Source organism: Streptodolium elevatio (genome assembly GCF_053592165.1).
Window position 1 is genome coordinate 24,948 of the sequence record NZ_JBSFVE010000025.1, and the last position, 24,307, is coordinate 49,254.

Genomic DNA, 24,307 nt, shown 5'->3' on the forward strand with positions numbered 1-24,307 from the left:
AATGACCGACTACGACGTGATCGTCATCGGCGCCGGCAACGCCGGGCTGAGTGCGGCGGCCACCATGCAGCGCGGCGGCAGGCGGACGCTCCTGCTGGAGCGCCACAACGTCCCGGGCGGGGCGGCGCATTCGTTCGTCCGCGGCCGGTTCGAGTTCGAGGTGTCGCTGCACCAGCTGGCCGGCATGGGCGACGAGGGCGGCAACGGCCCGCTGCGTGCCGTCTTCGACATGCTGGACGTCACGAAGCGGCTGGAGTTCGTCGTCGACGACGACCTCTACCGCACGGTCGTCCCCGGTGTCCTGGACGTGACGCTGCCGGCCGACTGGCAGGGCGTCGTCGACACGCTCGACAGCCACTACCCCGGCAACCGCGCCCAGCTGACGCGCTTCATGGAACTGGTCCGGGACACCGGCGTCTGGCAGCTGGTCGCCCGCGCGAACCTGCACAAGATGCAGGAGCAGATCGAATGGCTGTCGGGCATGTCCGACGTACGCCGCTACGGGTTGAAGTCGTTCCAAGCGGTGCTGGACGAGTTCTTCACCGACGAGCGGTTGAAGCACGTGCTGGCCTCGTACTGGAGCTACAACGGCCAGACGGCGTCGGTGTGCGCGTTCATGGACCTGGCCCGGCTGCTGACCCTGTACATCGAGTACAAGCCCTACCAGGTGGTCGGCGGCAGCATGTCCATGTCCTCGGCCATGCTGGCCTCCTTCCTGGAGGCCGGCGGCGAGGTCAAGTTCAACACCGACGTGTCGAAGATCGTCACCCGCGGGGGTGCGGCGGCCGGCGTGCGGCTGGCCGACGGCACGGAGATCTCGTCGAGGATGGTGATCTCCAACGCACCCACCGTGACGACGTACACGCGGATGCTCGACGACGGCGTGGTGCCCGACCGGGTGCTCAAGGACCTGCGGGGCCGGGCCCTCGGCCCGTCCGCGACGGTGCTCTACCTCGGGCTGGACGCGCCGGCCGCCGAACTCGGCTTCCTGACCTCGACGAGCTTCATCACCGCCGACCTCGACGAGGGCAACCTCGATCGGGCCAACCGCACCCTGGAGCCCGCCCGGTACCTGGTCGCGACCTGCTACGACGTCCGGCCGACCGGCTACGCGCCACCCGGCGCCTCGCAGGTCGCACTCGCCTCGCTGCACTACGGCGCACCGTGGGAGGCCCTGGCGCCGGAGGAGTACGCCAGGACGAAGTTCGCGTACGCGCAGTCCCAGCTCGAACTCCTCAAGGCCATCGCCCCCGGCGTGCGGGACGTGATCGAGGAGGCCGAGGTCTCCACACCGCTCACCTTCAAGCGCTACCTCAGCCAGCCCGCCGGCACCATCTACGGCTTCGACCAGGACATCTCGGACAGCTGGCTGTTCCGCAACGAGGATCTGGCGCCGAACGTGCCGGGCCTGGTCTGCATCAGCAACTGGACCGGCGCGGGCGGCTACAACTCGATGATCGTCATGGCGGCCCGGGTGTGCCAGCGGATCTTGTCCATGTAACCCCAGAACGGAGTCGGATATGACAGCCAATCCGCTGGCCCTGTTGTTCGACGGGGCCGACGACGTGCTCGCCGCGATGCGGCGGCGGGAGGAAGCCGGGGAGGTGGACCACCCGGCGGACGCCTGGGGCGACCTGGAACCGCTCCATCCGCGCCGGCTGGACCTCACCGTCGCCGAGGTCGTCGACGAGACCGTCACCACCAAGACCTTCAGGCTGCGCAAGACCGGCGGCGGGCCGCTGCCGCCGTTCCTCGCGGGACAGTACATCAACCTGCACGTCCAGGTCGGCGACGTCCGGACGAGCCGCGCGTTCTCCATCTCGTCGTCGCCCAACGCCCGCGAGCACTACGACCTGACGGTGCGCCGGCTGCCCGGCGGACGGGTCAGCAACCACCTGCTCGACACCACCGAGGCCGGGGACCGCTTCACCAGCGGCGGGCCGATCGGCACGTTCTTCCACGACCCGCTCTACCACGGCGACGACCTCGTCTTCCTGGCCGGCGGATCCGGTGTCGCCCCGGCGATGAGCATGATCAAGGACATCGCCGACAACGACCTGGCCCGCCGGATGACCCTGGTGTACGGCTCCCGCCGCGCCGACGACGTCATCTTCCGCGAGGAACTGGACACACTGGCCGACCGGCTCCCCGGCCTGACCGTGCACCACGTCATCGCCCAGCCCGGCCCGGACTGGACCGGGGCGGTCACGCCGCTCGACGGGAAACTGATCACCTCCCTGGTGGGCCCGCTGGCCGGCCGGATGACCTACCTGTGCGGCCCACCGGGCAAATACGAGTTCCTGATCGACGAGTTGACCGCGCTCGGGCACCCGCGCCGGCGCATCCGGTACGAGGACAACAGCGTCGCGGTGCAGCCGGGCGACGACCCGCGCTGGCCCGCGGACCTCGACCCGGCCGGCACGGTGTCCGTCACGGTCCGCGGTCGCAAGACGTTCGCCATGCCGCGCGGCCAGAACATGCTCGAGGCACTGGAGGACAACGGCATCCCCCAGGAGCCGTCGTGCCGCTCCGGCGAGTGCTCGCTGTGCCGGGTCCGGGTCTGCTCCGGCGAGGTCTTCCACGCCCAGGAGGCCAAACTCCGCATGGCCGACTCGAAGTTCGGATTCGCGCACAGCTGTGTCGCCTATCCGCTCACGGACGTCGAGATCGACGTCTGACGCGACCCGTCGGGGCATCGCCCGTCAGCGGGCCGATCGCCGGGCCGATCGCCGGGCCCGTCTCCGCCCCCGGTGCGCCGCCGAACCGCCGCCTGGTCGCCACCGAGCCACACGTACCGCCCCGCACCCCTCACAGGAGGTTCACCAAATGCCCACCGACCTTCGGGAAGTCATGGTCGACGCACTACGCAGCATGCATTTCGAAGTGGACGCACTGACCGACGAAACGCCACTGGGCGACGGCGGACTCGAATTGGAGTCGCTCTCGCTCGCCGAATTGGTGATGCAGCTCGACGAATTCGGCATCGAATTCTCGGACGACGAGATGGAGACGCTGTCGACGATGACCTTCGGCCAGTTCGCCGAGGAAGCCGCGCGGCGCAAGTCGGAGAAGTAGCACTCGGCTCGACATTGTCCCGGCGCTCGTCTCGCGGCGAGCGGACCGATTGAAGGAGGAGTGACCGTGTCTCGACCGGCCAAGGCAATCTGCGTCGTGGGCGCCGGTCCACGCGGCCTCGCGGTCCTCGAGCGGTTGTGTGCGAACCACAGCGGCGAGCGCCGGCTGTCGATCCACGTGGTGGACCCGTACCCGCCGGGGGCCGGGCGCACCTGGCGTACCCGGCAGTCCCACCACCTGCTCATGAACACCGTGACATCGCAGATCAGCCAGTTCACCGACACCAGCGTCAACTGCGCCGGGCCGATCCGGCCGGGGCCGAGCCTGTACGACTGGCTCCAACCGGTGGAGTTCGGCGCCGGGAACATCTGGGCGGGCGCGGAGCGGCTCGGTCCCGACGACTACCCCTCGCGCGCCCAGTTCGGCCGGTACCTCGAATGGGTCCTCGGCCGCATCAAGTCCACCGCCCCCGACTCCGTCCGCATCCTGGTTCACCGGGGCACCGCCATAGCCCTGAACCAGGACCCGAGCGGGCAGTGCGTCACGCTCGACGACGGCACGCTGCTGGCGGGTTTGGACGCGGTGGTCCTCACGCTCGGCCACGGCGCCAACGAACCCACCTCCGAGGAAATGCGGTTGGCGGCGTACGCCGGGCGGCACGGGCTGCGCTACATCCGCCCGGGCAACCCCGCCGACCTCGACCTCGACGGCATCGGGGTCGGCGAGACCGTCGGCATCCGCGGGCTCGGGCTGGCGTTCTTCGACGTGCTCGCCCTGCTGACCGAGGGCCGGGGCGGCAAGTACGTTTCCGGCCCCGACGGCCTGCACTACCTCCCCTCCGGACAGGAGCCCGTCCTGTACGCGGGGTCCCGCCGCGGCGTGCCCTACCAGGCCCGCGGCGAGAACCAGAAGGGCGCGGCGGGCCGCCACGAGCCGCTGTTCCTGACCCTCGACGCCATCGCCCGGATCCGCGCCACGCCGAACGCGACGTTCAAGCGGCACGTGTGGCCGCTCCTGGACGCCGAAGTCCGGTCCGTCTACCACCACGCGCTTGTCGCCGGGCGGACCGACCGGCCCACGGCCGACCGGTTCCTGGCCGAGTACGTGGCCGCCGAACCGGCCGAACGCACCGGCGTGCTGCGCCGGCACGGCCTCCGGACGGCCGACGAATGGGACTGGTCACGGGTGGAACGCCCCTGGGGGAACCGGGTGTTCACCCATCAGGAGGAATTCGGCCGATGGCTGGTGGGCCACCTGCGCGAGGACGTCCGGAACGCCCGCGGCGGCAATGTGGACAACCCGCTCAAAGCCGCTCTGGACGTGCTGCGCGACATGCGCAACGAGGTCCGGCTCGCGATCGACCACGCCGGGATCACCGGCAGCTCCTACCGCGACGAGGTGGCGGACTGGTTCACGCCGCTCAACGCGTACCTCTCCATCGGTCCGCCGCTGTCCCGCATCGAGGAGATGACCGCGCTGATGGAGTGCGGCCTGCTCCGCGTGGTGGGGCCGGGCACCCGGGTGCGGTCCGGTCCCGCGGGCGAGGGCTTCCTCATCGGCTCGGCGGCGATCCCCGGCTCGGAGGTGCCCGCCACCACGCTCATCGAGGCGCGCATTCCCGACACGGACCTGCGCCGCACCACCAACGCCCTGTTGCGGCACATGCAGGCGACCGGCCAGTGCCGGCCGTACCGCATCCCCGATCCGGACGGTGACGCGTACGAGACCGGCGGCGTGGAGGTGACGCCGCGCCCGTACCGCGTGGTGGACGCCTCCGGGACACCCCACCCGCGCTGCTTCGCCTACGGGGTGCCCACCGAGTTCGTGCACTGGGCGACGGCCGCCGGCATCCGCCCCGGGGTCGGCTCGGTGATCCTCGAGGACGCGGACGCGATCGCCAGGGCGGTGCTGGGGTCATGACGCGATGCCACGGCCCGGCAGGGCCGCGCCGCGATCCGGCCCGTCGTCCGCAGGGACAGCCGCAGGGAGCGCCGCAGTGGACCTGAACACCAGTCACGACCCGGAGGTTCTCGGGCTTCCTTTCTACGACGACGGCCACCGTCGTCTCGCGCAGCAGATCGGCGTCTGGTGCGACATCTACGGCGAACTGTGGGAGACCGTGCGCCGGATGCCGCCGGACGAGGCGGGCCGCCGCCTGGTCCGGCTCCTGGGCGAGGAAGGCTGGTTGTCCGGCCTGGACCCGTCCGCGGCGTCGCCCGACCTGCCCTGGGACTTCCGCGCGGTCTGCCTGACGCGCGAGGCCCTGGCCTACGCCGAGGACCTGGCGGACTTCGCCTACTCCATCCAGTCCCTGTCCGCCACGCCGGTTATCCGGTACGGCGACAAGGAGCAGCAGGCCCGCTACCTGCCCGGCATGGCGAACGGCACCCTGATCGGCGCGTTCGCCGTTTCGGAGAAGGAGGCCGGCTCGGAGGTCGCCGCGGTCGGGCTGACCGCCCGGCGCGCCGCGGACGGCGGTTACGTGCTGGCCGGCCGCAAGGCGTGGATCGCCCACGCCACCATCGCCGACCTGTTCGTCGTGATCGCCCGCACCGGCGAAGGACCGGGACCGCTGGGCCTGTCCGCCTTCCTGGTGCCCGCGGACACCCCCGGCCTGCGCGTGGAGCGGCTCGACGCCATCGCGCCGCGCTCCTTCGGGCACGTGCACTTCGACGACTGCCCGGTCCCGGACGAAGCCCTGCTCGGCAGGAAGGGCCGCGGCTTCGTCGTCGCCATGGACCTGCTCGACCGCTTCCGGATGACGGTCGGCGCGGCGGCCGTCGGGTTCGCCCGGCGGGCCGCGGACGCCACACTCGCGCACACCCGCGGCCGGGAGGCGTACGGCCGCACGCTCTTCGACCTCCAACTGGTGAAGGCGAAGCTCGCGGACACCGACATCCGCCTGAACGCCGCCTCCCTCCTGGTGGCACGGGCCGCCTGGGAGTGCGACCAGGGCAGCCGCGGGTTCGCCCGGCACTCCAGCATCGCCAAGGTGTACGCCACCGAGGCGGCCCAGGAGATCGTCGACGCGTCCGTGCAGCTGTTCGGCGCGGCCGGCGTGGTCCGCGGCGGCGTCACCGAACGCCTCTACCGGCAGATCCGGTCGCTGCGCATCTACGAGGGCGCGACCGACGTCCTGCGCCTGGCGATCGCCGACGGCCTCGACATGCGCCGGGCCGACCGCGGTGGCTGACGGCCTGCCCGAGACCGCACCGCCGCCCAATCCCACCACCCGAAGGCAGGCAAGGTTGACGCACCCGATTGCGACGGCAGCTCCGGTGCCCGTGGCAACGCACTTATGGATGCGGTGCGAGTCGCGCGCCACCGAACGCCGCGCGCCGCTCGTACCCGAGGACGCCGCACGCCTGGTCGACCGGGGTGTCCGGATCACCGTCGAGGAGTCGCCCCAGCGGGTGTTCCCGCTTTCCGACTACGCGGACGCGGGGTGCGACACGGCGCCGGCGGGCGGCTGGCCGACGGCGGCGGACGGCACGTACATCCTCGGACTCAAGGAACTTCCCGGCGAGCCGGCGGAGTTGCGGCACCGCCACATCTACTTCGGGCACGCCTACAAGGGCCAGCCCGGCGCCCGCGAACTGCTCGCCCGGTTCACGACAGGCGGGGGTGCGCTCCTCGATCTGGAGTACCTGACCGACGGCGGCGGTCGGCGTCTGGCCGCGTTCGGCTACTGGGCGGGGTACGTGGGCGCGGCACTTGCCGTGCTGCACCGGCGCGGCACGCTCGAAGTGCCGCTGCGCTCCCTTGACCGGGAGGAACTGGACGCCCGGCTCCGGGCCGGTGCCGGAGACGGGACCGGAGGCGTGGCCGACGGCGACGCCCTCGTGATCGGGGCCCTGGGCCGGAGCGGGCGCGGTGCCTGCGACGCCCTGGAAACCGCCGGAGTCAGCCCGCTGCGCTGGGACTTGGCGGAGACCCGCAACCTTGACCGGGACACCCTGCTCGGCGCCGACATCCTCGTCAACACCGTCCTGACGACCCACCCGGTGCCGCCGTTCCTGCGCCCCGCCGACCTCGACGCCCCCGGACGCCGCCTCTCGGTGATCGCGGACGTCACCTGCGACGTCGGGTCGGAGTGCAACGTCCTGCCCGTGTACGACGCGGTCACCGACTGGGAGCACCCGGTCCGGCGGCTGCGGGACGGCGGGCGCCCGGTCGACCTCGTGGCGATCGACAACCTTCCCTCGCTGCTTCCCGCGGAGGCCGCCAGGGCGTTCTCCGCGGACCTGTGGCCGGTGCTCGCGAGCCTCGGTTCCGACGATCCCGCGTGGGCCCGCTGCCTGGGCGAGTTCGTGCGGGCGGCAGCCGGTTCCGGAACCGAGTCCCGCAACGAATCCCGGAGCGAGTCCGGGAGCGAATCCCGGACCCATACCCAGGCCGCATCCCCGGCCGAATTCCAGGAGGACGCGCATGTCCGGTGACCGAACCGCCCCCGCGAGCGGCACCGTCCACTGGATCGGGACCGGGCTGTCCACCGGCCGGACCGGCCTCGGACTGGTCTGCGACCGCGCCGAGCGCGTGGTGCTGTGGGACCGTACCGCCGAACGCGCCGCGGCACGCCTCGCGGCGCTCGGACTCACCGACCGCGCCGACGTGCGCGGCCTCGAACCGGGCGCCCTCGAAGCCGAGGTCAAGGCCGGAGACGTGGTGGTCTCCATGCTGCCGGCCGCCGAGCACACCGGCCTGCTGCGCCTCGCCGTCGCGCGGGGCGCCCACTTCGCCTGCACGAGCTACACCACCGAGGCGCTGAGCGAGCAGGCCGCGGTCGCGGCCGAGGCCGGCATCGTGGTGCTGACCGAGGCCGGCCTCGATCCCGGCATCGACCACCTGATGGCCCATGTGCTCGTGGACCGGGCCCGCCGCGAGGCCGGCGACGGCGCGGCGTCCGTGGCCTTCACCTCGTACTGCGGCGGCATCCCCGCCGAACCCGACGACTTCCGCTACCGGTTCAGCTGGGCGCCCTACGGGGTGCTTGCCGCGCTCGGCTCGCCCGCGCAGTACATAGACGAGGGCGGCCCCCGCACCGCGCGGCATCCCTGGCAGGCCACGCGGTCGCTGGTGCTCGCCGGGGAGGAGTTCGAGGTCTACCCCAACCGCGACAGCCTGCCGTTCCTCGCCCAGTACGCGCTGCCGCAGGCGTGGCGGGCCACCACGTTCATCCGCGGCACGCTCCGCAACGCGGGCTGGCGTGCCGCGTGGCGCGACGTCTTCGAGACCGTCACGACCGGCGACGAGACCCGTATCCGCGCACTGGCCAAGGAACTTGCCGACCGCTACCCGACCACCGAGGCGGACCGGGACCGGGTGGTGCTCTCCGTCGAACTGGAAGTCCGGGGCACCGACGGCCGTACCCGCTGGCGCGGAGCCCATTTGCTCGACCTGACCGGCGACCCGGAGGAGAGCGCCATGGCCCGATGCGTGTCGGTGCCGCTCGCCCTCGGCGTGACCCGCGTCCTCGACTCGGCCCTCCCGGCCGGTCTGAACCGCGCGGCCGAATCGGCCGACGAGGCCGCCCGGTGGCTGGACTTCCTGGGCGGCCACGGCATCCGCGGCACCTTCGACGACTCGCTTCCCGACGCACCGGGAGGCACGCCGTGATCCTGGGAGCGCAGCCGCCCACGGCCGGCCGCCCGCGGACCTCCGTACCGATCCGTCCCACCCCATCGAGCGCGGCGATCCGCCCGAAGGAGAGGCCCAAATGGCGCACGAGCCCCAACGATCCGGTCCCACGCACTACACATGCCTGGGCGTGGGCGTGGGTCCGGCCAACCTGAGCCTGGCGTCACTGCTGTACGGCCGGCCCGACGTGAGCAACCTGTTCCTGGACCGGAAGCAGTCCTTCACCTGGCACGACGGCCAGCAGATGCCCGGAAACGCGCTCCAGGTCTCGCTGTTCAAGGACCTGGTGACGCTCGCCGACCCCAAGAACCCGTTCACGTTCCTGGCGTACCTGCACCAGAACGGACGGCTCTACCACTTCCTGAACGCCCAGTTCGACGCCGTCCCGCGCGCGGAGTTCCGCAACTACCTTGCCTGGGCCAGCCGCAGCAACGAGAACGTGGTGTTCGGCGAGGCCGTGCGCGAGGTCACGTTCGACCGCGTGTTCCGGGTGCGCACCGACCGCCGGACCGTCACCGCGGACAACGTGGTGGTGGGCATCGGCAGTGAGCCGCACGTCCCAGCGCAGCTCTGCGACAAGCTGGGGCCCAAGCAGTTCCACGTCAGCGACTACGTGCACACGTCCGGAACACTGGGCGGGAAGCGCGTGGTGGTCATCGGCGGCGGGCAGTCCGGGGCCGAGGCGTTCCTCGACATGATCTCCCAGCACGGCAGCGCGCTGCCCCGCCGGGTCTCGTGGATCTCCCGGCGCGGCAACTACTTCCCCATCGACGATTCACCGTTCACCAACGACTACTACATGCCCTCGCACTCGGACTACTTCTTCGGCCTGGAGCGCGAGTCCCGCGAGGCCTTCAACCGCCAACACGTCCTGACCAGCGACGGCATATCGCTCAGCACGCTGCGCGAGATCTACCAGCGCACGTATCTGCACCGTTTCGTCGACGGCAACGTCGACCTGGTCGGCCTGTACCCCAACCGCGAGGTGTTCGACGTCAGCCCCGGCCTGTACGGCGACTGGCAGGTGTCCGCGCGGCACAACGACAACAACGAGGCGACCGAGGTCTTCGAGGCCGAGGTGGTCATCTGGGCGACCGGGTTCCGGCCCACCCGGATGGACTTCCTGGAGCCGATCGCGCACCGGCTGGAGCGCGACGGCGACGAACTGCGCATCGACGAGGACTACGCCGTGTACTGGGACGGGCCGGACGACCGCCGGGTGTTCGTGCAGAACGCGGCACGCAACCAACGCGGGCTCGCCGACCCCAACCTCAGCCTCAACGCCTGGCGCAGCCGCCGCATCGCCGACCGGCTGAGCCGCGAGTCGAGCACCGAGCAGCTGCCGTCGTTCATCGAGTGGTCGACCAAGCCCGGTCCGCAGCCGGGGAGCGCGCCGTGAACGCGACACACGGCACCGGGATCGCGGTGGTCGGCGCGGGGGTGCTCGGGTGCCTGATCGCGCGGGAGATCCTGGCCACGGACCCGGGGGCCGCGGTGACGGTCCTCGACCGCGACCTCGTCGCCGGCGGGGCCACCCGCCGGTCGGCCGGTCTGCACTTCCCGCGTGGCGCCACACCCGAGACGCGCGCCATGGCCGCCGAGAGCCAGCGCTACTACGCCGAACTCACGGCCGCCCGAACCGACTTGCCGATCCACCGGCTCGGCATGACGGTGGTGGCCCCCGAGACGTCGGAGCCGGCGGTGCGGGAGGTCTACCTGCCCGAGGCGAACCTGCGGCGCGTCGGCGGCGCCGCGGTCCTGCCGGACGGGACCGCCCTGCCGGAAGGCGCGGCCGCGTGGGCCGGGGACGGCTGCCAGTACGCGGACGTGGCGGCGCTCACCCAGGCACTCGCCGCCGAACTGCGGCCGTCGGCGCAATTCCTCGAGGGCGTGACCGTGACCGGTGTGGCGTCGGACGGGGACGGCGTACGCCTCACCCTGGGCACCGGCGACACCGTGGCCGCGGACCGGGCGGTGCTGGCTCCCGGTCCCTGGCTCGCGGCCCCCGCCTGGCGGCACCTCGTCGAGCCGCTGGGCGCCCGGGTGAAGAAGATCGTCGCGCTGCACGTGGAGCACCCCGTGTCCGAGCGGGACGGAGCGGTGGTCTTCCACGACGAGGACGCCTTCCTGCTGCCCTACCGGCACCGCGGGCACTGGCTGTTCAGCTACACGTGCCCCGAATGGGGTGTGCACCCCGACACCGTCGACCCCGCCCTGACCGCGGCCAACCGCGACCAGGCCCTCGATGTGCTCGGCCGTTACGCGCCCGGGCTGGTCGACCGCGCCGTGTCGGGCCGGGTCTTCTGCGACGCGTACGCCCCCGGCGGGATCCCGATCGTGCGCCCGGTCACCGACGACGGGCGCGTGGTGTTCGCGGGCGCGGCGAGCGGGTCCGGCTACCGCTTCGCGCCGGCGATCGCCGCGGCGACCGTACGGCTGCTCGCCGAGGCCTCCCCCGAGACCGCCGAAGTCTCCCGACCCGAAAGGCAGATCGCGACATGATCTACGACCGGTACGACGCCGAGACCCTTCATGCGGCCTTCGGCATCCGCATGAGCGACATCGACGGACTGGGCGTGGGGGCCGGTTGGGGCCGCGTCGCCCCGGGCCAGGCGTCGACGAGCCACCAGCACGACGAGACCGAGTTCTTCGTCATCGTCGAGGGCCGTGGCCAGTTCGTCGTGGACGGCCGCCGGTACGACGCCCGGCCGGGCACGCTCGCCCTGTTCGAACCCTTCGAGTCGCATGTGCTGGAGAACACCGGCGACACCGACCTGGTCTTCCTCACCCAGTACTGGCGGGACTCCGGGCGGGCTCTCAAGTCCGCCGGCAACCAGGAGCGCATGGCGTTCGGCGACCGCCCGGTGTTCGTCTTCTCCACGCCGCCCACGCCCAACGGCGATCTCCACCTCGGACACCTGTCCGGCCCCTACCTGGGCGCCGACGCGTTCGTCCGGTTCCAGCGGATGAACGGCACCGAGGCATGGCACCTGACGGGCAGCGACGACTACCAGAGCTACGTGATCGCCTGCGCCCGCAAGGAGGGTCGCGAGCCGGCCGAAACCGCGGCCCACTACAGCGCCGAGATCGCCGAGACGCTCGCGCTGATGGACATACCCCTCGACCAGTACACCGTGACGAACGTCGACCCGGGGTACCGCGAGGGCCTACGCGACTTCTTCTCCCGGATGGTCGCCTCGGGATGGGCCTCGGTTGCCGCGAAGGACGCGCTGTTCGACGCCGAGAGCGGCCAGTACCTCTACGAGGTGGACGTCAGCGGGGACTGCCCGGGCTGCGGCGCGCCGACCGGCGGCAATATCTGCGAGGACTGCGGCGAGCCCAACACCGTGGCGGACCTCGAGGCGCCGCAGTCCAGGATCTCCCCGGCCGAGCCGCGCCGCGCGCCGCTCGCCCGCTGGTCCCTGCCGCTGCACGTGTTCCGGGACGACGTCGCCGCGCACCACCGCCTCGGCCGGGTCCCGGCCCGGCTGCGGGAGTTGGCCGACCGCCTGTTCGCCCGGCCCGAGCTGGACATCCCCCTCACGCACCCGTCGTCGTGGGGGGTGCCGCCGGCCGAGACCGACGTCGACGGCCAGGTGATCTGGGTGTGGCCGGAGATGTCGTACGGCTTCCTGTACGGCATCCAGGCGCTGGGCGGCCGGCTCGGCCGCGCGTGGCAGGCCGACGAGCCGGGCGCGGACTGGAAGATCGTGCACTTCTTCGGCTACGACAACAGCTTCTACCACTCGGTGCTCTACCCGGTGCTGTACCAGCTTGCCCACCCCGACTGGTCGCCGGACATCGACTACCACGTCAACGAGTTCTACCTGCTGGACGGCGCCAAGTTCTCCACGAGCCGGCGGCACGCGATCTGGGGCAAGGAGATCCTGACCCCGGACTCGGTGGACGCCGTCCGGTACTTCCTCTCCCGCAACCGCCCCGAGGCCGAGCGCACCGACTTCCGGCGCCCGGCGTACGACGCGGCGCTGCGGGACACGCTGATCGGCACCTGGCAGCACTGGCTCAACGACCTCGGCTGCCGGGTCGCCAAGCACTACGACGGCAAGGCGCCGGACGCCGGGAACTGGACCCCCGAGCACTCCGCGTTCCTGGCGAGGCTCGGCAACCGCCTGGCGGCCGTCACCGCCGCGCTGGGCAGCGAGGGGTTCTCGCTGAACCAGGCCGCGGCCGAACTCGACGGGCTGGTCGACGACACACTGCGCTTCTCGCGGCGGGAGGCCCTGACGGCGCAAAGCGCGTACTGGCAGAACGAGACGCGTACCGCCGTCGCGCTGGAGCTGGCCGCGGCCCGGCTGCTCGCGCATGCCGCGACCCCGGTGATGCCCCGCTTCGCCGGCCGGCTGGCCGCCGCGCTCGGGCTGCCGGCGCCCACGGCCTGGCCGGACACCGTCGAGCTGGTCCCGCCGGGCAGCGAGATCCGGCTCGCCGACGCGGTGTTCTTCAAGCCCGCGACGCTGTCCGACGAGCCGGCCGCGCGAGCCGCCGCGGATGCCCGGGGGGCGGACGGATGACGGACGAGACGCTCGGCAAACTCGTCGCGGCCGGCCCCTCCGGCGGCCGGATCTCGGTGGCCAGTCTGCTCGGCACGCAGAGCATCACGCTGCACGAGTTGTACGAGCGGTCCGGCCGCGTCGCGCACTGGCTGCTGGAGCAGGGCGTCCGGCCCGGCGACCGGATCGGCATCCTGGCCGCGAACAGTCTGGAGTGGGTGCTGCTGGACCTGGCCGCGCTGCGGCTCAAGGTGCAGACCGCGGGGCTGGAACCGGGCAAGTTCGTGCCCGGCGTCGGGCTGATGCGGCGCTACGGCATCCGGCTGTTGTTCACCGACCGGTCCACCGAGACGGCGGAGTCCACCGACCACCTGGACCCGGGCGAGAGCGGCGGCATCGTGCCGATGAGCGAGGTCGCGGCCTGCTCGTCGGGCCGGGACGCCGGCGAACTGTCGCCGCTGCCGCCGGTCACCTGGGCGCCGAAGGACGTGACCACGGTCAAGTTCACGTCCGGCAGCACCGGCGAGCCGAAGGGGCTGGGCGCCACCGCGGGCAGCATCGACAGCTCGCTGCTGGCCGTCCAGGAGATCTTCGAACACGGGCCGGGCGACGACCTGTTCGTGTTCCTGCCGCTGTCCCTGCTCCAGCAGCGGTACTGGGTCTACTCGGCGCTGCTGTACGGCCACGACGTCACGGTCAGCACGTACGAGGCGGCCTTCGCGGCCCTGCGCCGGGTGCGGCCGACCGTGGTAATGGGCGTACCGGCCTTCTACGAGACGGCCAAACGGCAGATCGAGGCCCGCGTCCGCCGGACCGGCGACTCCGGCGGCACCGGCGCTGACGTCCTGCGGCAGGAGGCCCGGGCCGTCTTCGGCGAGCGCATCCGCTACCTGTGGACCGGCTCCGCCCCCGCGGCGCCGGCCGTGCTGCGCTTCTTCACCGAGGCCGGCCTGCCCATCTACGAGGGATACGGCCTCAACGAGACGTGCATCGTGACCAAGAACCACCCGGCGGCGCACCGCGAGGGCAGCGTCGGCCGGGTGCTGCGCGGCAAGGAGGTGCTGATCGACGAGCACGGCGTCGTCAGCGTGCGCAGCGACCACCCGGTGAACGACCACTACATGTACGCCAAGCCCGGTGACTCGGAACGGGTGTTCGGCCCGGACGGCACCGTCCGCACCGGCGACCTCGGACACCTGGACGAGGACGGCTTCCTGTTCATCCGCGGGCGCGCCGACGACGTGATCGTGCTCGACAACGGCAAGAAGGTCGTCGTCCGGCCGATCGAGGAGCGCATGAAGGCCGATCCGGCGATCGCCGAGTGCGTGCTGTTCTGCCCCGGGCAGACCGACCTGGTGGCGGTGGTGTCGCCGGCCTCGCCGGACATCGACCCGAAGGCGGTCGCCGCGTGCCTGGACGCCACCAACGCGGCCGTGACCGCCGACGAGCGGATCAGCCGCGCCGTCGTCGCCGACCCGCCGTTCAGCATCGAGAACGGCCTGCTCACCTCGCAGTACAAGCCGAAACGGCAGCAGATCCTGGACGCCTACCGCCAGGCCGTCCACAACCCCGAGGAGGGAATCCATGCCCGCTGACGTGGAAACCGCGGCCCGCGAACAGTTCTCCGCCGTCCTGACCCACGACATCGAGCCGGGGACCCTCGACCTCGACGCCGACATGGTCGGCTCCTACGCGCTGACCTCGCTCAACAAGGTCCTGTTCCTGACCGAGTTGTGCGAGGCTACCGGGGTCGACCTCGCCCACTTCACCGAGGACGACCTCGCGGACATGCGCACCCTCCGCGACGTCACCAAGGCCCTGTCCCGGCACATGAGCAACGGAGCCTGACACATGACCTGGGCAACGATGGCACCCGCGGTCCTGGAGAACGACCACGTGCGGCTCCAGCCGGTCACCGAGGCCGACCGCGAGGGCCTACGGGCCGTCGCCATGGACCCGGACATCTGGCGGTACTTCGTCTCGGCCGTGGAGAACGAAGAGGACTTCAAGCTGTTCTTCGACACCTGCCTGGCGGACCAGGCGGCCGGCCGGCGCGTGGTCTTCATCGTCACCGACAAGGCCTCCGGCCGCATCGCCGGCAGCATGAGCTACGGCAACATGGCGGAGGCGGACGCCCGGCTGGAGATCGGCTGGTCCTGGCTCGGGCGGGACTTCCGCGGCCAGGGCGTCAACCGCTGGGCCAAGTACCTTCTCCTGCAACACGCGTTCGAGGATCTGGGCGCGGAACGCGTCGAGTTCAAGACCGACATCCTCAACGAGCAGGCGCGCCGCGGCCTCCGCAACATCGGCGCGGTGGAGGAAGGCACCCTGCGGAGCTTCAACTACATGCCCGGCGGGCGCCGCCGCGACGCCATCTTCTACAGCGTCCTGCGGGCCGAGTGGCCGAAGGTCGAGGAACACCTCACGACCCTCGGGACCTGAGGCGGGCGGCGGGCGCTGCCCGCCGCCTGCGTACCGGGTGTAGCGTCGCGCGCATGTTGCGGTCCTCCGCTGTGCCGCTCGCGGTCCTGGTCATCGCGGGTCCGCTGGTCCTGGGGGCGGGTTTCGCCGTGTGGGCGTCGCGCGGCCGGCGGCATCTGGGCACCGCGACGGAGCGGGCCACGTTCGAGACGCTGCACCACGCCTCCCAGGCCGCGCCGCTGCTGCGGGCCGGGCTGACCGCCGATTCCGCGAGACGCTCGGCCCGGCACCTGCGCGCCCTCCTCGGCGTTCCGGCGCTGGCACTGTGCCGCAGCGACGGCGAGGTCCTGGCGTGGGAGGGGCCCACGACGGGCGGCGACCACGGCCACGCGGCGGCGGTACGCGCCGGGTCGGAGCGTACGTCCCGGCCGGGCCGGGTCACCGTGCTGGGCCCCGACCAGGTCGAATGCGGGGTCTCGGAGTGCCCCTTGCAGCACGCGGTGGTGGTGCCGCTCGTGGTGTCCGACCGGGTCGAAGGGGTGTTCGCGGTGTTCGCGCCGCAGGCCTCGACCGGGCTGGTGCGCGCGGCGGGCGAGGTGGGGCGGTGGATCTCGACGCAGTTGGAACTCGCCGAGCTGGACCGATCCCGGGCGGCCCTCGCGGACGCCGAGGTCCGCGCGCTGCGGGCGCAGATATCGCCGCACTTCATCTACAACTCGCTGACCGCGATCGCCTCCTTCGTACGCACCGACCCCGAGCGCGCCCGTGAACTGATCGTCGAGTTCGCCGAATTCACCCGCTACTCGTTCCGCCGGCACGGAAGCTTCACCTCACTGGCCGAGGAACTGCGCTGCGTCGACCGCTACTTGCTGCTGGAACGCGCCCGGTTCGGCGACCGGCTGTCGGTGTCGCTGCGCATCGCCCCCGAAGTGCTGCCGGTGGTCGTGCCGTTCCTCTGCCTGCAACCCCTCGTGGAGAACGCCGTGCGGCACGGGCTCGAACGCAGCCCCGGTCCGGGGCACCTGGTCATCACCGCCGAGGACAAGGGAACCGAGGCCTGGATATGTGTCGAGGACGACGGTGTCGGCATGGAGCCCGCGGCGCTGGCGGCCGTCCTGGCCGGCGGCCCCCCGGCGACCCGGCCCGGCTCGGCGGGGGCGGAGCTGTCCGCCGGCCCGAGCGGCGGCGAACCACCGGTCCGGGGCGGGGGGTCGGGCGCCGGGATCGGGCTGCGCAACGTCGACGAGCGGCTCCGGCAGGTGTACGGCGACGTCTACGGGATCGTCGTCGAGACCGCGCCCGGAGCCGGGACCAAGGTGCGCGTCCGCATTCCCAAATTCCATCCCTCGGCCAACGACCCGCACTGAACCGGGCGGCCCGCCGACGGGTTCCGCGGCGGCCCCGGCACGGCTAGCCTGCCCCGTATGCTGCGGATTCTGGCCGTGGACGACGAGCTTCCGGCGCTGGAGGAGCTGACGTACCTGCTGCGCCGCGACGCTCGCGTGACGGACGTCGAGCCGGTGCGGGACGGCGCCACGGCGCTGCTCGCGCTCGACCGGTCGCTCGCCGAAGGCCGGCCGTTCGGGGCGCTGTTCCTGGACGTGCGCATGCCGGGCCTGGACGGGGCCGCGGTCGCCCGGGTGGCCTCGCGCTTCGCGGACCCGCCGAGCGTGGTCTTCGTGACGGCGCACGACGACTTCGCGGTCGACGCGTTCGCGCTGCGCGCCGTCGACTACCTGCTCAAGCCGATCCACCCGGACCGCCTGGCGGAGGCGGTGCGCCGGGTCGCGGCCCATGCCGGGCAGGCCGCCGGGACCGCCGCGGGCCCGCGTGACGCGCTCGAACCGGCGGGACCTCACGGACCGGTCGGACCCGGCGGCTCCGGCGGTTCCGTCGGCTCCGGCGCGCGGCCTTCGGGACCCGCGGCCTGGTCGCACGGCGTGCCGAACGATGTACGGGCAGGCCGGTCGGCGGGCGTGCCGGCCGACGGGTCGACCGGCACGTCCACCGGCGGCTCCCCCGACGACGAGGTGATCCCGGTCGAACTCGCCGGTGTGACGCGCTTCGTCCGCCGCAGCGAGGTCATGTACGTCGAGGCCCACGGCGACTACGCGCGCCTGCACACCGCCGCCGGGAGTCACCTCGTCCGCACGCCGCTGGCGACGCTCGAGGAACGCTGGGCGGACGCGGGGTTCATCCGCATCCACCGCAGGCACCTGGTCGCGGTGCGGCACGTGCGCGAACTGCGCCTGGAGTCCGGGCGCGCGTTCGTGCGCGTCGCCGACTTCGTGCTGCCGATCAGTCGCCGGCACACGCGCGGCGTCCGCGACGTCCTGGTCCGCGTCGGACCGGACACCCCGCCCGGCTTCCGGCCCGACGCGGGCACCTCGGCGGCCAGATCGGCGGGGCATGGCTGAGGCCGCCGAAACACCCGACGCCGCACGGGAGTTCCGGGAGCCGACGGATTTCCCGCCGCGCCGGGAAGTGGTGGCGCATCCACGGACCCTCGCGGCGCTGTCCCGGGCGGCCACGGGAGGTGGCGGCGGACCCACCGGGGCGGCGGGCGACCCGGGCCGCCCGCCCTACGCCGCCACCGCCGACGACCTCGGCGCCCCGTCCCGCCTCGGCGACCTCTATCTCAGGTCGCTGATGCGCACGCAACTGCGCCTCGGGCTCGCCGTGGTCGGCGCGCTCGTGGTGCTGCTCGCGGGCATCCCGCTGGCCTGCGCGACCGTGCCCGAACTGCGCGACGCGACGGCGGGCGGCGTACCGGTCCCGTGGCTGCTGGTCGCGGTGGCGCCGCACCCGGTCTTCGTGCTGCTGGGCATCCTGAACACGCGTCAGGCCGAGGCGAACGAGCGGGATTTCGCCAATCTGATGGACCGTCCCGACAGCGGGTCCGGGGCAGCGCCGGAGCGGCTCGGGTGATCTCCGGGCACCCGCTGGTCGCCGTCGTGCTGGTGTGCGCCGCGACGGCGCTGTTCGGCGTGCACGGACTCCGGCCCGGCCGCGCGACCTCGGACTTCTTCGTGGCGTCGCGCACGGTCTCGCCGATGCGGAACGCGGCGGCGATCGGCGGGGAGTACCTGTCGGCGGCGTCGTTCCTGGGGATCGCCGGCCTGGTGCTGGCGTTCGGCGCCGACATGCTCTGGTACGGCATCGGCTACACGGCGGGCTACCTGGTGCTGCTGGCGCTGGTCGCGGCTCCGCTGCGGCGCTCGGGCGCGTACACGCTCCCCGATTTCGCCGAGGTGCGGCTCGGGTCGGTGCGGGTGCGGCGGCTGGCCGCGGTCATGGTCGTGCTGATCGGCTGGCTGTACCTGCTGCCGCAGTTGCAGGGCGCCAGTCTGACGCTGCGCACCGTCTCCGGCGCCCCGCTGTGGGCCGGCCCGGTGACCGTGACGGTGGTCGTCGTGTGGGTGGTGGCCTGGGGCGGCATGCGCAGCGTCACGCTCGTGCAGGCCTTCCAGTACTGGCTCAAGCTCACCGCCATCGCGCTGCCGGTGGTCTTCCTGCTGCTGGCGTGGCGCGCCGACGGTGCGCCCTGGCCCGACTCCGACGCGCCGCCGCGGTTCCGTGAGACGACGACGGTGTCGATACGCCAGCCGGTCGAAATCCGGGTCACCGAACCGGTTGTGGTGACGGTGCGCGGCCATCTGGACGACCGCCCGTACGACGGCGGGCAGGTGCTGCTCACGCCCGGGACGCACCGGTTCGCGGACGGTGCCAGGGCGACGTTCCCGGCCGGCGCCGACGTTCCGCACCCGGTCGGCACGCCGCCGCGCGAGGGCCGCTCGTGGACGCTGCCGCTGGCCGGCACCGAGCACCCCCTGTACGCCACCTACTCGTTGCTCGTCGCGACCCTGCTGGGCACCATGGGCCTGCCGCACGTGCTGGTCCGCTTCCACACCAGCCCGGACGGCCCGTCCGCGCGGCGCACGACGCGCAACGTGCTGGGGCTGCTGTCGGTCTTCTACCTCATGCCGCCGCTGTACGGGCTGCTCGGCCGCATCTACACACCCGAGTTGCTGATGACGGGCCGCACGGACGCGACCGTGCTGCTCCTGCCGGGCCGCGTGGTCGGCGGCACCCTGGGCACGCTGCTGGGTGCGCTCGTCCTAGCCGGGGCGTTCGCCGCGTTCCTGTCCACGGCGTCGGGGCTGACGATGTCGGTGGCGGGGGTGTTCGCGCAGGAGATCGAACGGGGGCGGGCGGATCGTGGTCGGGGCGGCGCCCGGGAGGCGGTCGCCCGGCCCGCGCGGCGCGAGCTGCTGACGCTGCGGCTGTCGGGTGTCACCGCCGCGGCGGTGCCGTGCCTGCTGTCGCTGATCGCCACGCACTATTCGGTGGCCGATGTGGTGGGCCTGGCATTCGCGGTGGCCGCCTCGTCGTTCTGCCCGTTGCTGCTGCTCGGCATCTGGTGGCGGGGCCTGACCCCGCAGGGCGCGGCGGCGGGGCTCCTGGTGGGCGGAGGCACCGCGATGGCCGCCGTCGTGCTGACGATGGCGGGCGGGCCGGACGAGGGCTGGGCGGCCATTCTGCTGAGCCGCCCGGCGGCGTGGACGGTGCCGCTGACGTTCGCGGTCATGGTCGGGGTGTCGTACCTGACGCGACGGCACATCCCCGAAGGCGCCGGCCGCGCGCTGGCCCGGCTGCACGCTCCCGAGTCGCTGGGCCTGTCGCCGCGCTGACCGTTCGGCGCACCGTTGGCACCGTTCGGCGCATCAGGGCAACCGGCGGGCGCACCGGCCGGTCCGCTCGCCGCACGGCGTGCCCCGCCCGGTCCCGCGGGCACGCCCCGCGCCGCTAGCGTGACGCCGCGTCAGGTTCGGTCCGTACGCCCTGGCGGTCCGGTCGGCTCCCGACCGACCGACCGCGGTCGAGGAGGACAGATGCGCAGGACCTCAGGTACCGACGGACCGCCGCCCGGGGGTGCGGGCGCGCCCCCCGCGGCCGCATCCCCCGCATCTCCGGCGTCTCCCGAGTCCCCGGCGTCTCCCGAGTCCCCCGCGTCTTCCGGGTCTCCCGCGGTCGCCGCGGCGGGCGGCGGCACCGGGAATCCGGACGGACCGCTCGCCGTGCAGGCGAGCGACGACTTCCGGAAGCTGCGGCGCTCGTTCCGCTCCTTCGCGTTCCCGGTCACGGTGGCGTTCTGCGCGTGGTACCTGCTGTACGTGCTCCTTGCCGTCTACGCCCGCGACTTCATGGGGACGGAGGTCGTCGGCAACGTGAACCTCGGATTCGTCTTCGGGGTCCTGCAGTTCGTCACCACCTTCCTCATCGCGTGGGCGTACGCCCGGTACGCGCGCACCCACATCGACCCCGCCGCCGCCACCGTGCGCGAGCGCATGGACGGCGCCGCCGCCGCGGACGCCGGTGCCGCCGCAGCCGGAGGTGAGGTGCGATGACGTTCGCCGCCACCAGCAACGCCGGGGACCACCGCGCGCTCATCATCAGCCTGTTCCTGGCATTCGTCCTCGCCACCCTCGCCGTCACCGTGTGGGCGAGCCGGCAGACCAAGGACGCGACCGACTTCTACGCGGGCGGCCGGTCCTTCTCCGGGTTCCAGAACGGCCTGGCCATCTCCGGTGACTATATGTCGGCGGCGTCGTTCCTCGGCATCGCGGGCCTGATCGCGCTGTCCGGCTACGACGGCTTCCTGTACTCGATCGGCTTCCTGGTGGCGTGGCTCGTCGCGCTGCTGCTGGTCGCCGAGCCGCTGCGCAACTCGGGCCGGTTCACGATGGCCGACGTCCTGGCGTTCCGGATGCGCCAGCGGCCGGTGCGTACCGCCGCGGGCATCTCGACGATCGTCGTGTCCATCGTCTACCTGATCGCGCAGATGGTCGGCGCGGCCTCGCTGGTCGTGCTGCTCCTCGACGTGTCCGGCGACGGCGCCAAGCGCTGGGTCATCGCCCTGGTCGGGGCACTGATGATCCTGTACGTCACGGTCGGCGGCATGAAGGGCACCACCTGGGTGCAGATCATCAAGGCCGTGCTGCTCATCCTCGGCACGCTGCTGGTGACGATTTTGGTGCTGTTCAAATTCGACTGGAACATCTCGTCGATGCTCGGGTCCGCCGCCGACGCGTCCGGCCAGGGCCAGAAGTTCCTGGAACCCGGGCTCAAGTACGGCAAGGACGCCACCACCCAGCTCGACTTCATCAGCCTGGGCATCGCGCTCGTGCTGGGCACCGCCGGGCTCCCGCACATCCTCGTGCGCTTCTACACCGTGCCGACGGCACGGGCCGCGCGTACCTCGGTCCTGTGGGCGATCGGCATCATCGGCGGCTTCTACCTGATGACCATCGCGCTCGGCTTCGGCGCCGCGGCCCTGGTCGGCTCGGACGAGATCAAGAAGTCCAGCGCGTCCGGCAACACCGCGGCGCCGCTGCTCGCCGAGGAGGTCGGCGGCGGGGCCGGGTCCACGGGCGGAGCGATCCTGCTGGCGGTGATCTCGGCGGTCGCGTTCGCCACCATCCTCGCCGTGGTCGCGGGACTGACGCTCGCGTCCTCCTCGTCCTTCGCGCACGACCTGTACGCGAACGTCATCCGCAAGGGCAAGGCCACCGAGAAGGAAGAGGTGGCCGCGGCGCGGCTGTCCGCGGTGGCGATCGGCGCGGTGGCCATCGTGCTCAGCATGTTCGCCGACAAGCTCAACACCGCGGCGCTGGTGGCGCTGGCGTTCGCGGTGGCGGCGTCCGCGAACCTGCCGACGATCCTGTACAGCCTGTTCTGGAAACGCTTCAACACCACGGGCGCGCTGTGCAGCATCTACGGCGGACTGGTGGTCTCGGTCGGCCTGGTGGTCTTCTCCCCGGTCGGCTCGGGACGCCCCACGTCGCTGGTCCCGGGCAGCGACTTCCACTGGTTCCCCCTGGAGAACCCCGGCATCATCTCGATTCCCGCCGGCTTCCTGCTCGGGTGGCTGGGCACGATGCTGTCGCGCGACCGCGCGAGCGAGCAGAAGTACGCGGAGCTGGAGGTGCGTTCGCTCACCGGTGTCGGCGCACACTGAGCGTCGTCCCCGGGGGGGGCGTGTCCCACCCCCGGGAAAGAGAGAGGCACGGCCCGCCGCAAACTCCCCCGCGGCGGGCCGTGCGCATGTCCGCGGCAGGGCCGGGTCCACACGAACCTTGTCTGCAAAGTGCCGTGCCGCGCTCCCGTCCTCGCGAAGTGCCGTGCCGTGCCCACGCCTTCGCGAAGTGCCCTTGCCACGCGAAAACGTTTGGCCGAGGAACCGCGTGTCCGATGCCCGGAACCCGCGAACAGCCGCTGCGGAGAGTCGGCTTCGCCGCCTTCCCGGTGTCGCGGAATAGTCCCGAAAAGGCGCGTGCTGTGGCTCCGCACAAACCTGCCGAAAACCGTTGTCCCCAAGGCACTTCCCCGTGCCGTGCGAGCAGTCGTCGCGGTAGCGTGACACGCCCGGAAACCGCGCAAAATAGCCCTGGATTCTCACCGCCGCATTCCACGAAGGTGAGAGAGCCTTGACCACTTGTTCCCCGCGTTGTCATCGGTGGGAAAACCGCTGTGCCCACGATCGCCGGATCGCACTCTGGTCTCGGCATGCCAGACGGCCCATGCCACCTACCAGTTGCCCCAGCGGAGGAGTGACTTCATGTCGTACGTGAGTCCACCTGAACTCGTCGGGAAGATGGTCGACGCGGGCGAGTCCAAGGTCTTCATGTCCACGCGCGACACGGTGATCCGCGCCTTCATGGCCGGGGCCATCCTCGCGCTCGCCGCGGCGTTCGCGGTGACCGTCACCGTGCAGACCGGCGAGGCGCTGGCCGGGGCGCTGCTTTTCCCCGTCGGGTTCTGCCTTCTCTACCTGCTCGGGTTCGACCTGCTGACCGGCGTGTTCACGCTGGTGCCGCTCGCGCTGATCGACAAGCGGCCCGGCGTACGGCCGCGGCTCGTGCTGCGCAACTGGGGGCTGGTGTTCATCGGCAACTTCGCCGGCGCGTTCCTGGTGGCGGTGATGATGGCGGTGACTTTCACGTACGCCTTCACCGTCGACCCCAACCCGGTCGGCCAGGCGATCGGCAAGATCGGCGAGGGGCGGACGGTCGGCTACGCGGACCACGGCGCCGCCGGGATGCTGACGCTGTTCATCCGCGGCGTGCTGTGCAACTGGATGGTCTCCACCGGCGTGGTCGCCGCGATGATCTCCACGTCGGTCTCGGGCAAGGTGATCGGCATGTGGATGCCCATCCTGATCTTCTTCTACATGGGCTTCGAGCACTCGATCGTGAACATGTTCCTGTTCCCGTCCGGCCTGATGCTCGGCGGCGACTTCTCCGTGATGGACTACCTGATCTGGAACGAGATCCCGACGCTGCTGGGCAACCTGATCGGCGGCCTGGCCTTCGTGGGGCTCACGATGTACGCCACGCACGCGCGCACCGGCCCGACCCGTCCCGTCGCGAAACCCCCGGCCCCGGCCCGCTCGGAGAACGGCGCGGCGCCCAAGCCGGCGCCCGCCGAGGACGCCGCCATCCCCGGCGCGCCCGACCGCATGGCGGAGGCCTGAGCCGGTTCCGGCGGCTCGGGACGGCGTAGGACCCCACACACATTTGTGGGGTTCCTACAAAATGGGAGCCCCGGGCCGTGCGGCGCGGCGCATTGGTGGGGCATACGGTGATCAAGCAGGGTGATAACCA

General features: G+C 72.0%; 20 protein-coding genes. All 20 read left to right on the forward strand.

Annotated elements, in window-relative coordinates:
• The first annotated feature begins 1 nt into the window (after position 1).
• The 20 genes from ACWD12_RS33950 (at position 2) to ACWD12_RS34045 (ending at position 24,177) form a co-directional block, all read left to right on the forward strand.
• Complete coding sequence (locus tag ACWD12_RS33950; RefSeq protein WP_358356933.1) at positions 2 to 1,501, forward strand: phytoene desaturase family protein; 1,500 nt, start codon at positions 2 to 4, stop codon at positions 1,499 to 1,501.
• Positions 1,502 to 1,520: 19 nt separating this feature from the next.
• On the forward strand, positions 1,521 to 2,678 hold the full coding sequence (locus ACWD12_RS33955) for an FAD-binding oxidoreductase (protein WP_450102801.1): 1,158 nt from the start codon (positions 1,521 to 1,523) through the stop codon (positions 2,676 to 2,678).
• A 148-nt stretch (positions 2,679 to 2,826) separates the two neighbouring features.
• Positions 2,827 to 3,075 carry an acyl carrier protein gene (locus tag ACWD12_RS33960; RefSeq protein ID WP_358356937.1) on the forward strand — a complete coding sequence of 83 codons (249 nt, stop codon included), beginning with the start codon at positions 2,827 to 2,829 and terminating at the stop codon, positions 3,073 to 3,075.
• A gap of 66 nt (positions 3,076 to 3,141) precedes the next feature.
• On the forward strand, positions 3,142 to 4,995 hold the full coding sequence (locus tag ACWD12_RS33965) for an FAD/NAD(P)-binding protein (protein ID WP_450102802.1): 1,854 nt from the start codon (positions 3,142 to 3,144) through the stop codon (positions 4,993 to 4,995).
• 76 nt (positions 4,996 to 5,071) lie between these two features.
• Entirely contained in the window at positions 5,072 to 6,268 is a 1,197-nt protein-coding gene (locus tag ACWD12_RS33970; protein WP_450102803.1) for an acyl-CoA dehydrogenase family protein, read from the forward strand.
• A gap of 109 nt (positions 6,269 to 6,377) precedes the next feature.
• Positions 6,378 to 7,514, forward strand: a complete 1,137-nt coding sequence (locus ACWD12_RS33975; RefSeq protein ID WP_450102853.1) for a saccharopine dehydrogenase — start codon at positions 6,378 to 6,380, stop codon at positions 7,512 to 7,514.
• Positions 7,504 to 8,691 (forward strand): saccharopine dehydrogenase C-terminal domain-containing protein, encoded by a 1,188-nt coding sequence (locus ACWD12_RS33980; RefSeq protein ID WP_450102804.1) that lies wholly within the window; start codon positions 7,504 to 7,506, stop codon positions 8,689 to 8,691. Before ACWD12_RS33975 ends, ACWD12_RS33980 begins: the two co-directional genes overlap by 11 nt.
• A gap of 100 nt (positions 8,692 to 8,791) precedes the next feature.
• Positions 8,792 to 10,111, forward strand: coding sequence for a lysine N(6)-hydroxylase/L-ornithine N(5)-oxygenase family protein (locus ACWD12_RS33985; RefSeq protein ID WP_450102805.1), 1,320 nt, complete (start codon positions 8,792 to 8,794; stop codon positions 10,109 to 10,111).
• On the forward strand, positions 10,108 to 11,214 hold the full coding sequence (locus ACWD12_RS33990; protein WP_450102806.1) for an NAD(P)/FAD-dependent oxidoreductase: 1,107 nt from the start codon (positions 10,108 to 10,110) through the stop codon (positions 11,212 to 11,214). Before ACWD12_RS33985 ends, ACWD12_RS33990 begins: the two co-directional genes overlap by 4 nt.
• Positions 11,211 to 13,244 carry a class I tRNA ligase family protein gene (locus tag ACWD12_RS33995; protein WP_450102807.1) on the forward strand — a complete coding sequence of 678 codons (2,034 nt, stop codon included), beginning with the start codon at positions 11,211 to 11,213 and terminating at the stop codon, positions 13,242 to 13,244. The genes ACWD12_RS33990 and ACWD12_RS33995 overlap by 4 nt, the downstream gene beginning before the upstream one ends.
• Positions 13,241 to 14,818 (forward strand): AMP-binding protein, encoded by a 1,578-nt coding sequence (locus ACWD12_RS34000; RefSeq protein ID WP_450102808.1) that lies wholly within the window; start codon positions 13,241 to 13,243, stop codon positions 14,816 to 14,818. Before ACWD12_RS33995 ends, ACWD12_RS34000 begins: the two co-directional genes overlap by 4 nt.
• Entirely contained in the window at positions 14,808 to 15,071 is a 264-nt protein-coding gene (locus ACWD12_RS34005; protein ID WP_450102809.1) for an acyl carrier protein, read from the forward strand. The genes ACWD12_RS34000 and ACWD12_RS34005 overlap by 11 nt, the downstream gene beginning before the upstream one ends.
• Positions 15,072 to 15,074: 3 nt before the next feature.
• Positions 15,075 to 15,665, forward strand: coding sequence for a GNAT family N-acetyltransferase (locus ACWD12_RS34010; RefSeq protein WP_450102810.1), 591 nt, complete (start codon positions 15,075 to 15,077; stop codon positions 15,663 to 15,665).
• Between the two features lie 53 nt (positions 15,666 to 15,718).
• Positions 15,719 to 17,011 carry a sensor histidine kinase gene (locus ACWD12_RS34015; protein ID WP_450102811.1) on the forward strand — a complete coding sequence of 431 codons (1,293 nt, stop codon included), beginning with the start codon at positions 15,719 to 15,721 and terminating at the stop codon, positions 17,009 to 17,011.
• Between the two features lie 57 nt (positions 17,012 to 17,068).
• Positions 17,069 to 18,061, forward strand: a complete 993-nt coding sequence (locus ACWD12_RS34020; protein ID WP_450102812.1) for a LytR/AlgR family response regulator transcription factor — start codon at positions 17,069 to 17,071, stop codon at positions 18,059 to 18,061.
• Complete coding sequence (locus tag ACWD12_RS34025; RefSeq protein ID WP_450102813.1) at positions 18,054 to 18,572, forward strand: hypothetical protein; 519 nt, start codon at positions 18,054 to 18,056, stop codon at positions 18,570 to 18,572. The genes ACWD12_RS34020 and ACWD12_RS34025 overlap by 8 nt, the downstream gene beginning before the upstream one ends.
• Positions 18,569 to 20,335, forward strand: coding sequence for a sodium/solute symporter (locus ACWD12_RS34030; RefSeq protein WP_358356964.1), 1,767 nt, complete (start codon positions 18,569 to 18,571; stop codon positions 20,333 to 20,335). Before ACWD12_RS34025 ends, ACWD12_RS34030 begins: the two co-directional genes overlap by 4 nt.
• 201 nt (positions 20,336 to 20,536) lie before the next feature.
• Entirely contained in the window at positions 20,537 to 21,052 is a 516-nt protein-coding gene (locus tag ACWD12_RS34035) for a DUF485 domain-containing protein (protein ID WP_450102814.1), read from the forward strand.
• Positions 21,049 to 22,662: a solute symporter family protein gene (locus ACWD12_RS34040; RefSeq protein ID WP_450102815.1), complete on the forward strand. Its 1,614-nt coding sequence runs from the start codon at positions 21,049 to 21,051 to the stop codon at positions 22,660 to 22,662. Before ACWD12_RS34035 ends, ACWD12_RS34040 begins: the two co-directional genes overlap by 4 nt.
• Before the next feature lie 600 nt (positions 22,663 to 23,262).
• On the forward strand, positions 23,263 to 24,177 hold the full coding sequence (locus tag ACWD12_RS34045) for a formate/nitrite transporter family protein (RefSeq protein ID WP_450102816.1): 915 nt from the start codon (positions 23,263 to 23,265) through the stop codon (positions 24,175 to 24,177).
• The last annotated feature ends 130 nt before the right edge of the window (positions 24,178 to 24,307 follow it).

Bases quoted from the DNA above. Each gene is read 5' to 3' on its own strand.
- ACWD12_RS33985 (WP_450102805.1), top strand. From the start codon at position 8,792: ATGGCGCACGAGCCCCAACGATCCGGTCCCACGCACTACACATGCCTG.
- ACWD12_RS34035 (WP_450102814.1), top strand. From the start codon at position 20,537: ATGCGCAGGACCTCAGGTACCGACGGACCGCCGCCCGGGGGTGCGGGC.
- ACWD12_RS33975 (WP_450102853.1), top strand. From the start codon at position 6,378: ATGCGGTGCGAGTCGCGCGCCACCGAACGCCGCGCGCCGCTCGTACCC.
- ACWD12_RS33950 (WP_358356933.1), top strand. From the start codon at position 2: ATGACCGACTACGACGTGATCGTCATCGGCGCCGGCAACGCCGGGCTG.
- ACWD12_RS34000 (WP_450102808.1), top strand. From the start codon at position 13,241: ATGACGGACGAGACGCTCGGCAAACTCGTCGCGGCCGGCCCCTCCGGC.
- ACWD12_RS34045 (WP_450102816.1), top strand. From the start codon at position 23,263: ATGTCGTACGTGAGTCCACCTGAACTCGTCGGGAAGATGGTCGACGCG.
- ACWD12_RS33955 (WP_450102801.1), top strand. From the start codon at position 1,521: ATGACAGCCAATCCGCTGGCCCTGTTGTTCGACGGGGCCGACGACGTG.
- ACWD12_RS33980 (WP_450102804.1), top strand. From the start codon at position 7,504: ATGTCCGGTGACCGAACCGCCCCCGCGAGCGGCACCGTCCACTGGATC.
- ACWD12_RS34040 (WP_450102815.1), top strand. From the start codon at position 21,049: ATGACGTTCGCCGCCACCAGCAACGCCGGGGACCACCGCGCGCTCATC.
- ACWD12_RS34015 (WP_450102811.1), top strand. From the start codon at position 15,719: ATGTTGCGGTCCTCCGCTGTGCCGCTCGCGGTCCTGGTCATCGCGGGT.
- ACWD12_RS33995 (WP_450102807.1), top strand. From the start codon at position 11,211: ATGATCTACGACCGGTACGACGCCGAGACCCTTCATGCGGCCTTCGGC.
- ACWD12_RS34020 (WP_450102812.1), top strand. From the start codon at position 17,069: ATGCTGCGGATTCTGGCCGTGGACGACGAGCTTCCGGCGCTGGAGGAG.
- ACWD12_RS33960 (WP_358356937.1), top strand. From the start codon at position 2,827: ATGCCCACCGACCTTCGGGAAGTCATGGTCGACGCACTACGCAGCATG.
- ACWD12_RS34005 (WP_450102809.1), top strand. From the start codon at position 14,808: ATGCCCGCTGACGTGGAAACCGCGGCCCGCGAACAGTTCTCCGCCGTC.
- ACWD12_RS34010 (WP_450102810.1), top strand. From the start codon at position 15,075: ATGACCTGGGCAACGATGGCACCCGCGGTCCTGGAGAACGACCACGTG.
- ACWD12_RS34025 (WP_450102813.1), top strand. From the start codon at position 18,054: ATGGCTGAGGCCGCCGAAACACCCGACGCCGCACGGGAGTTCCGGGAG.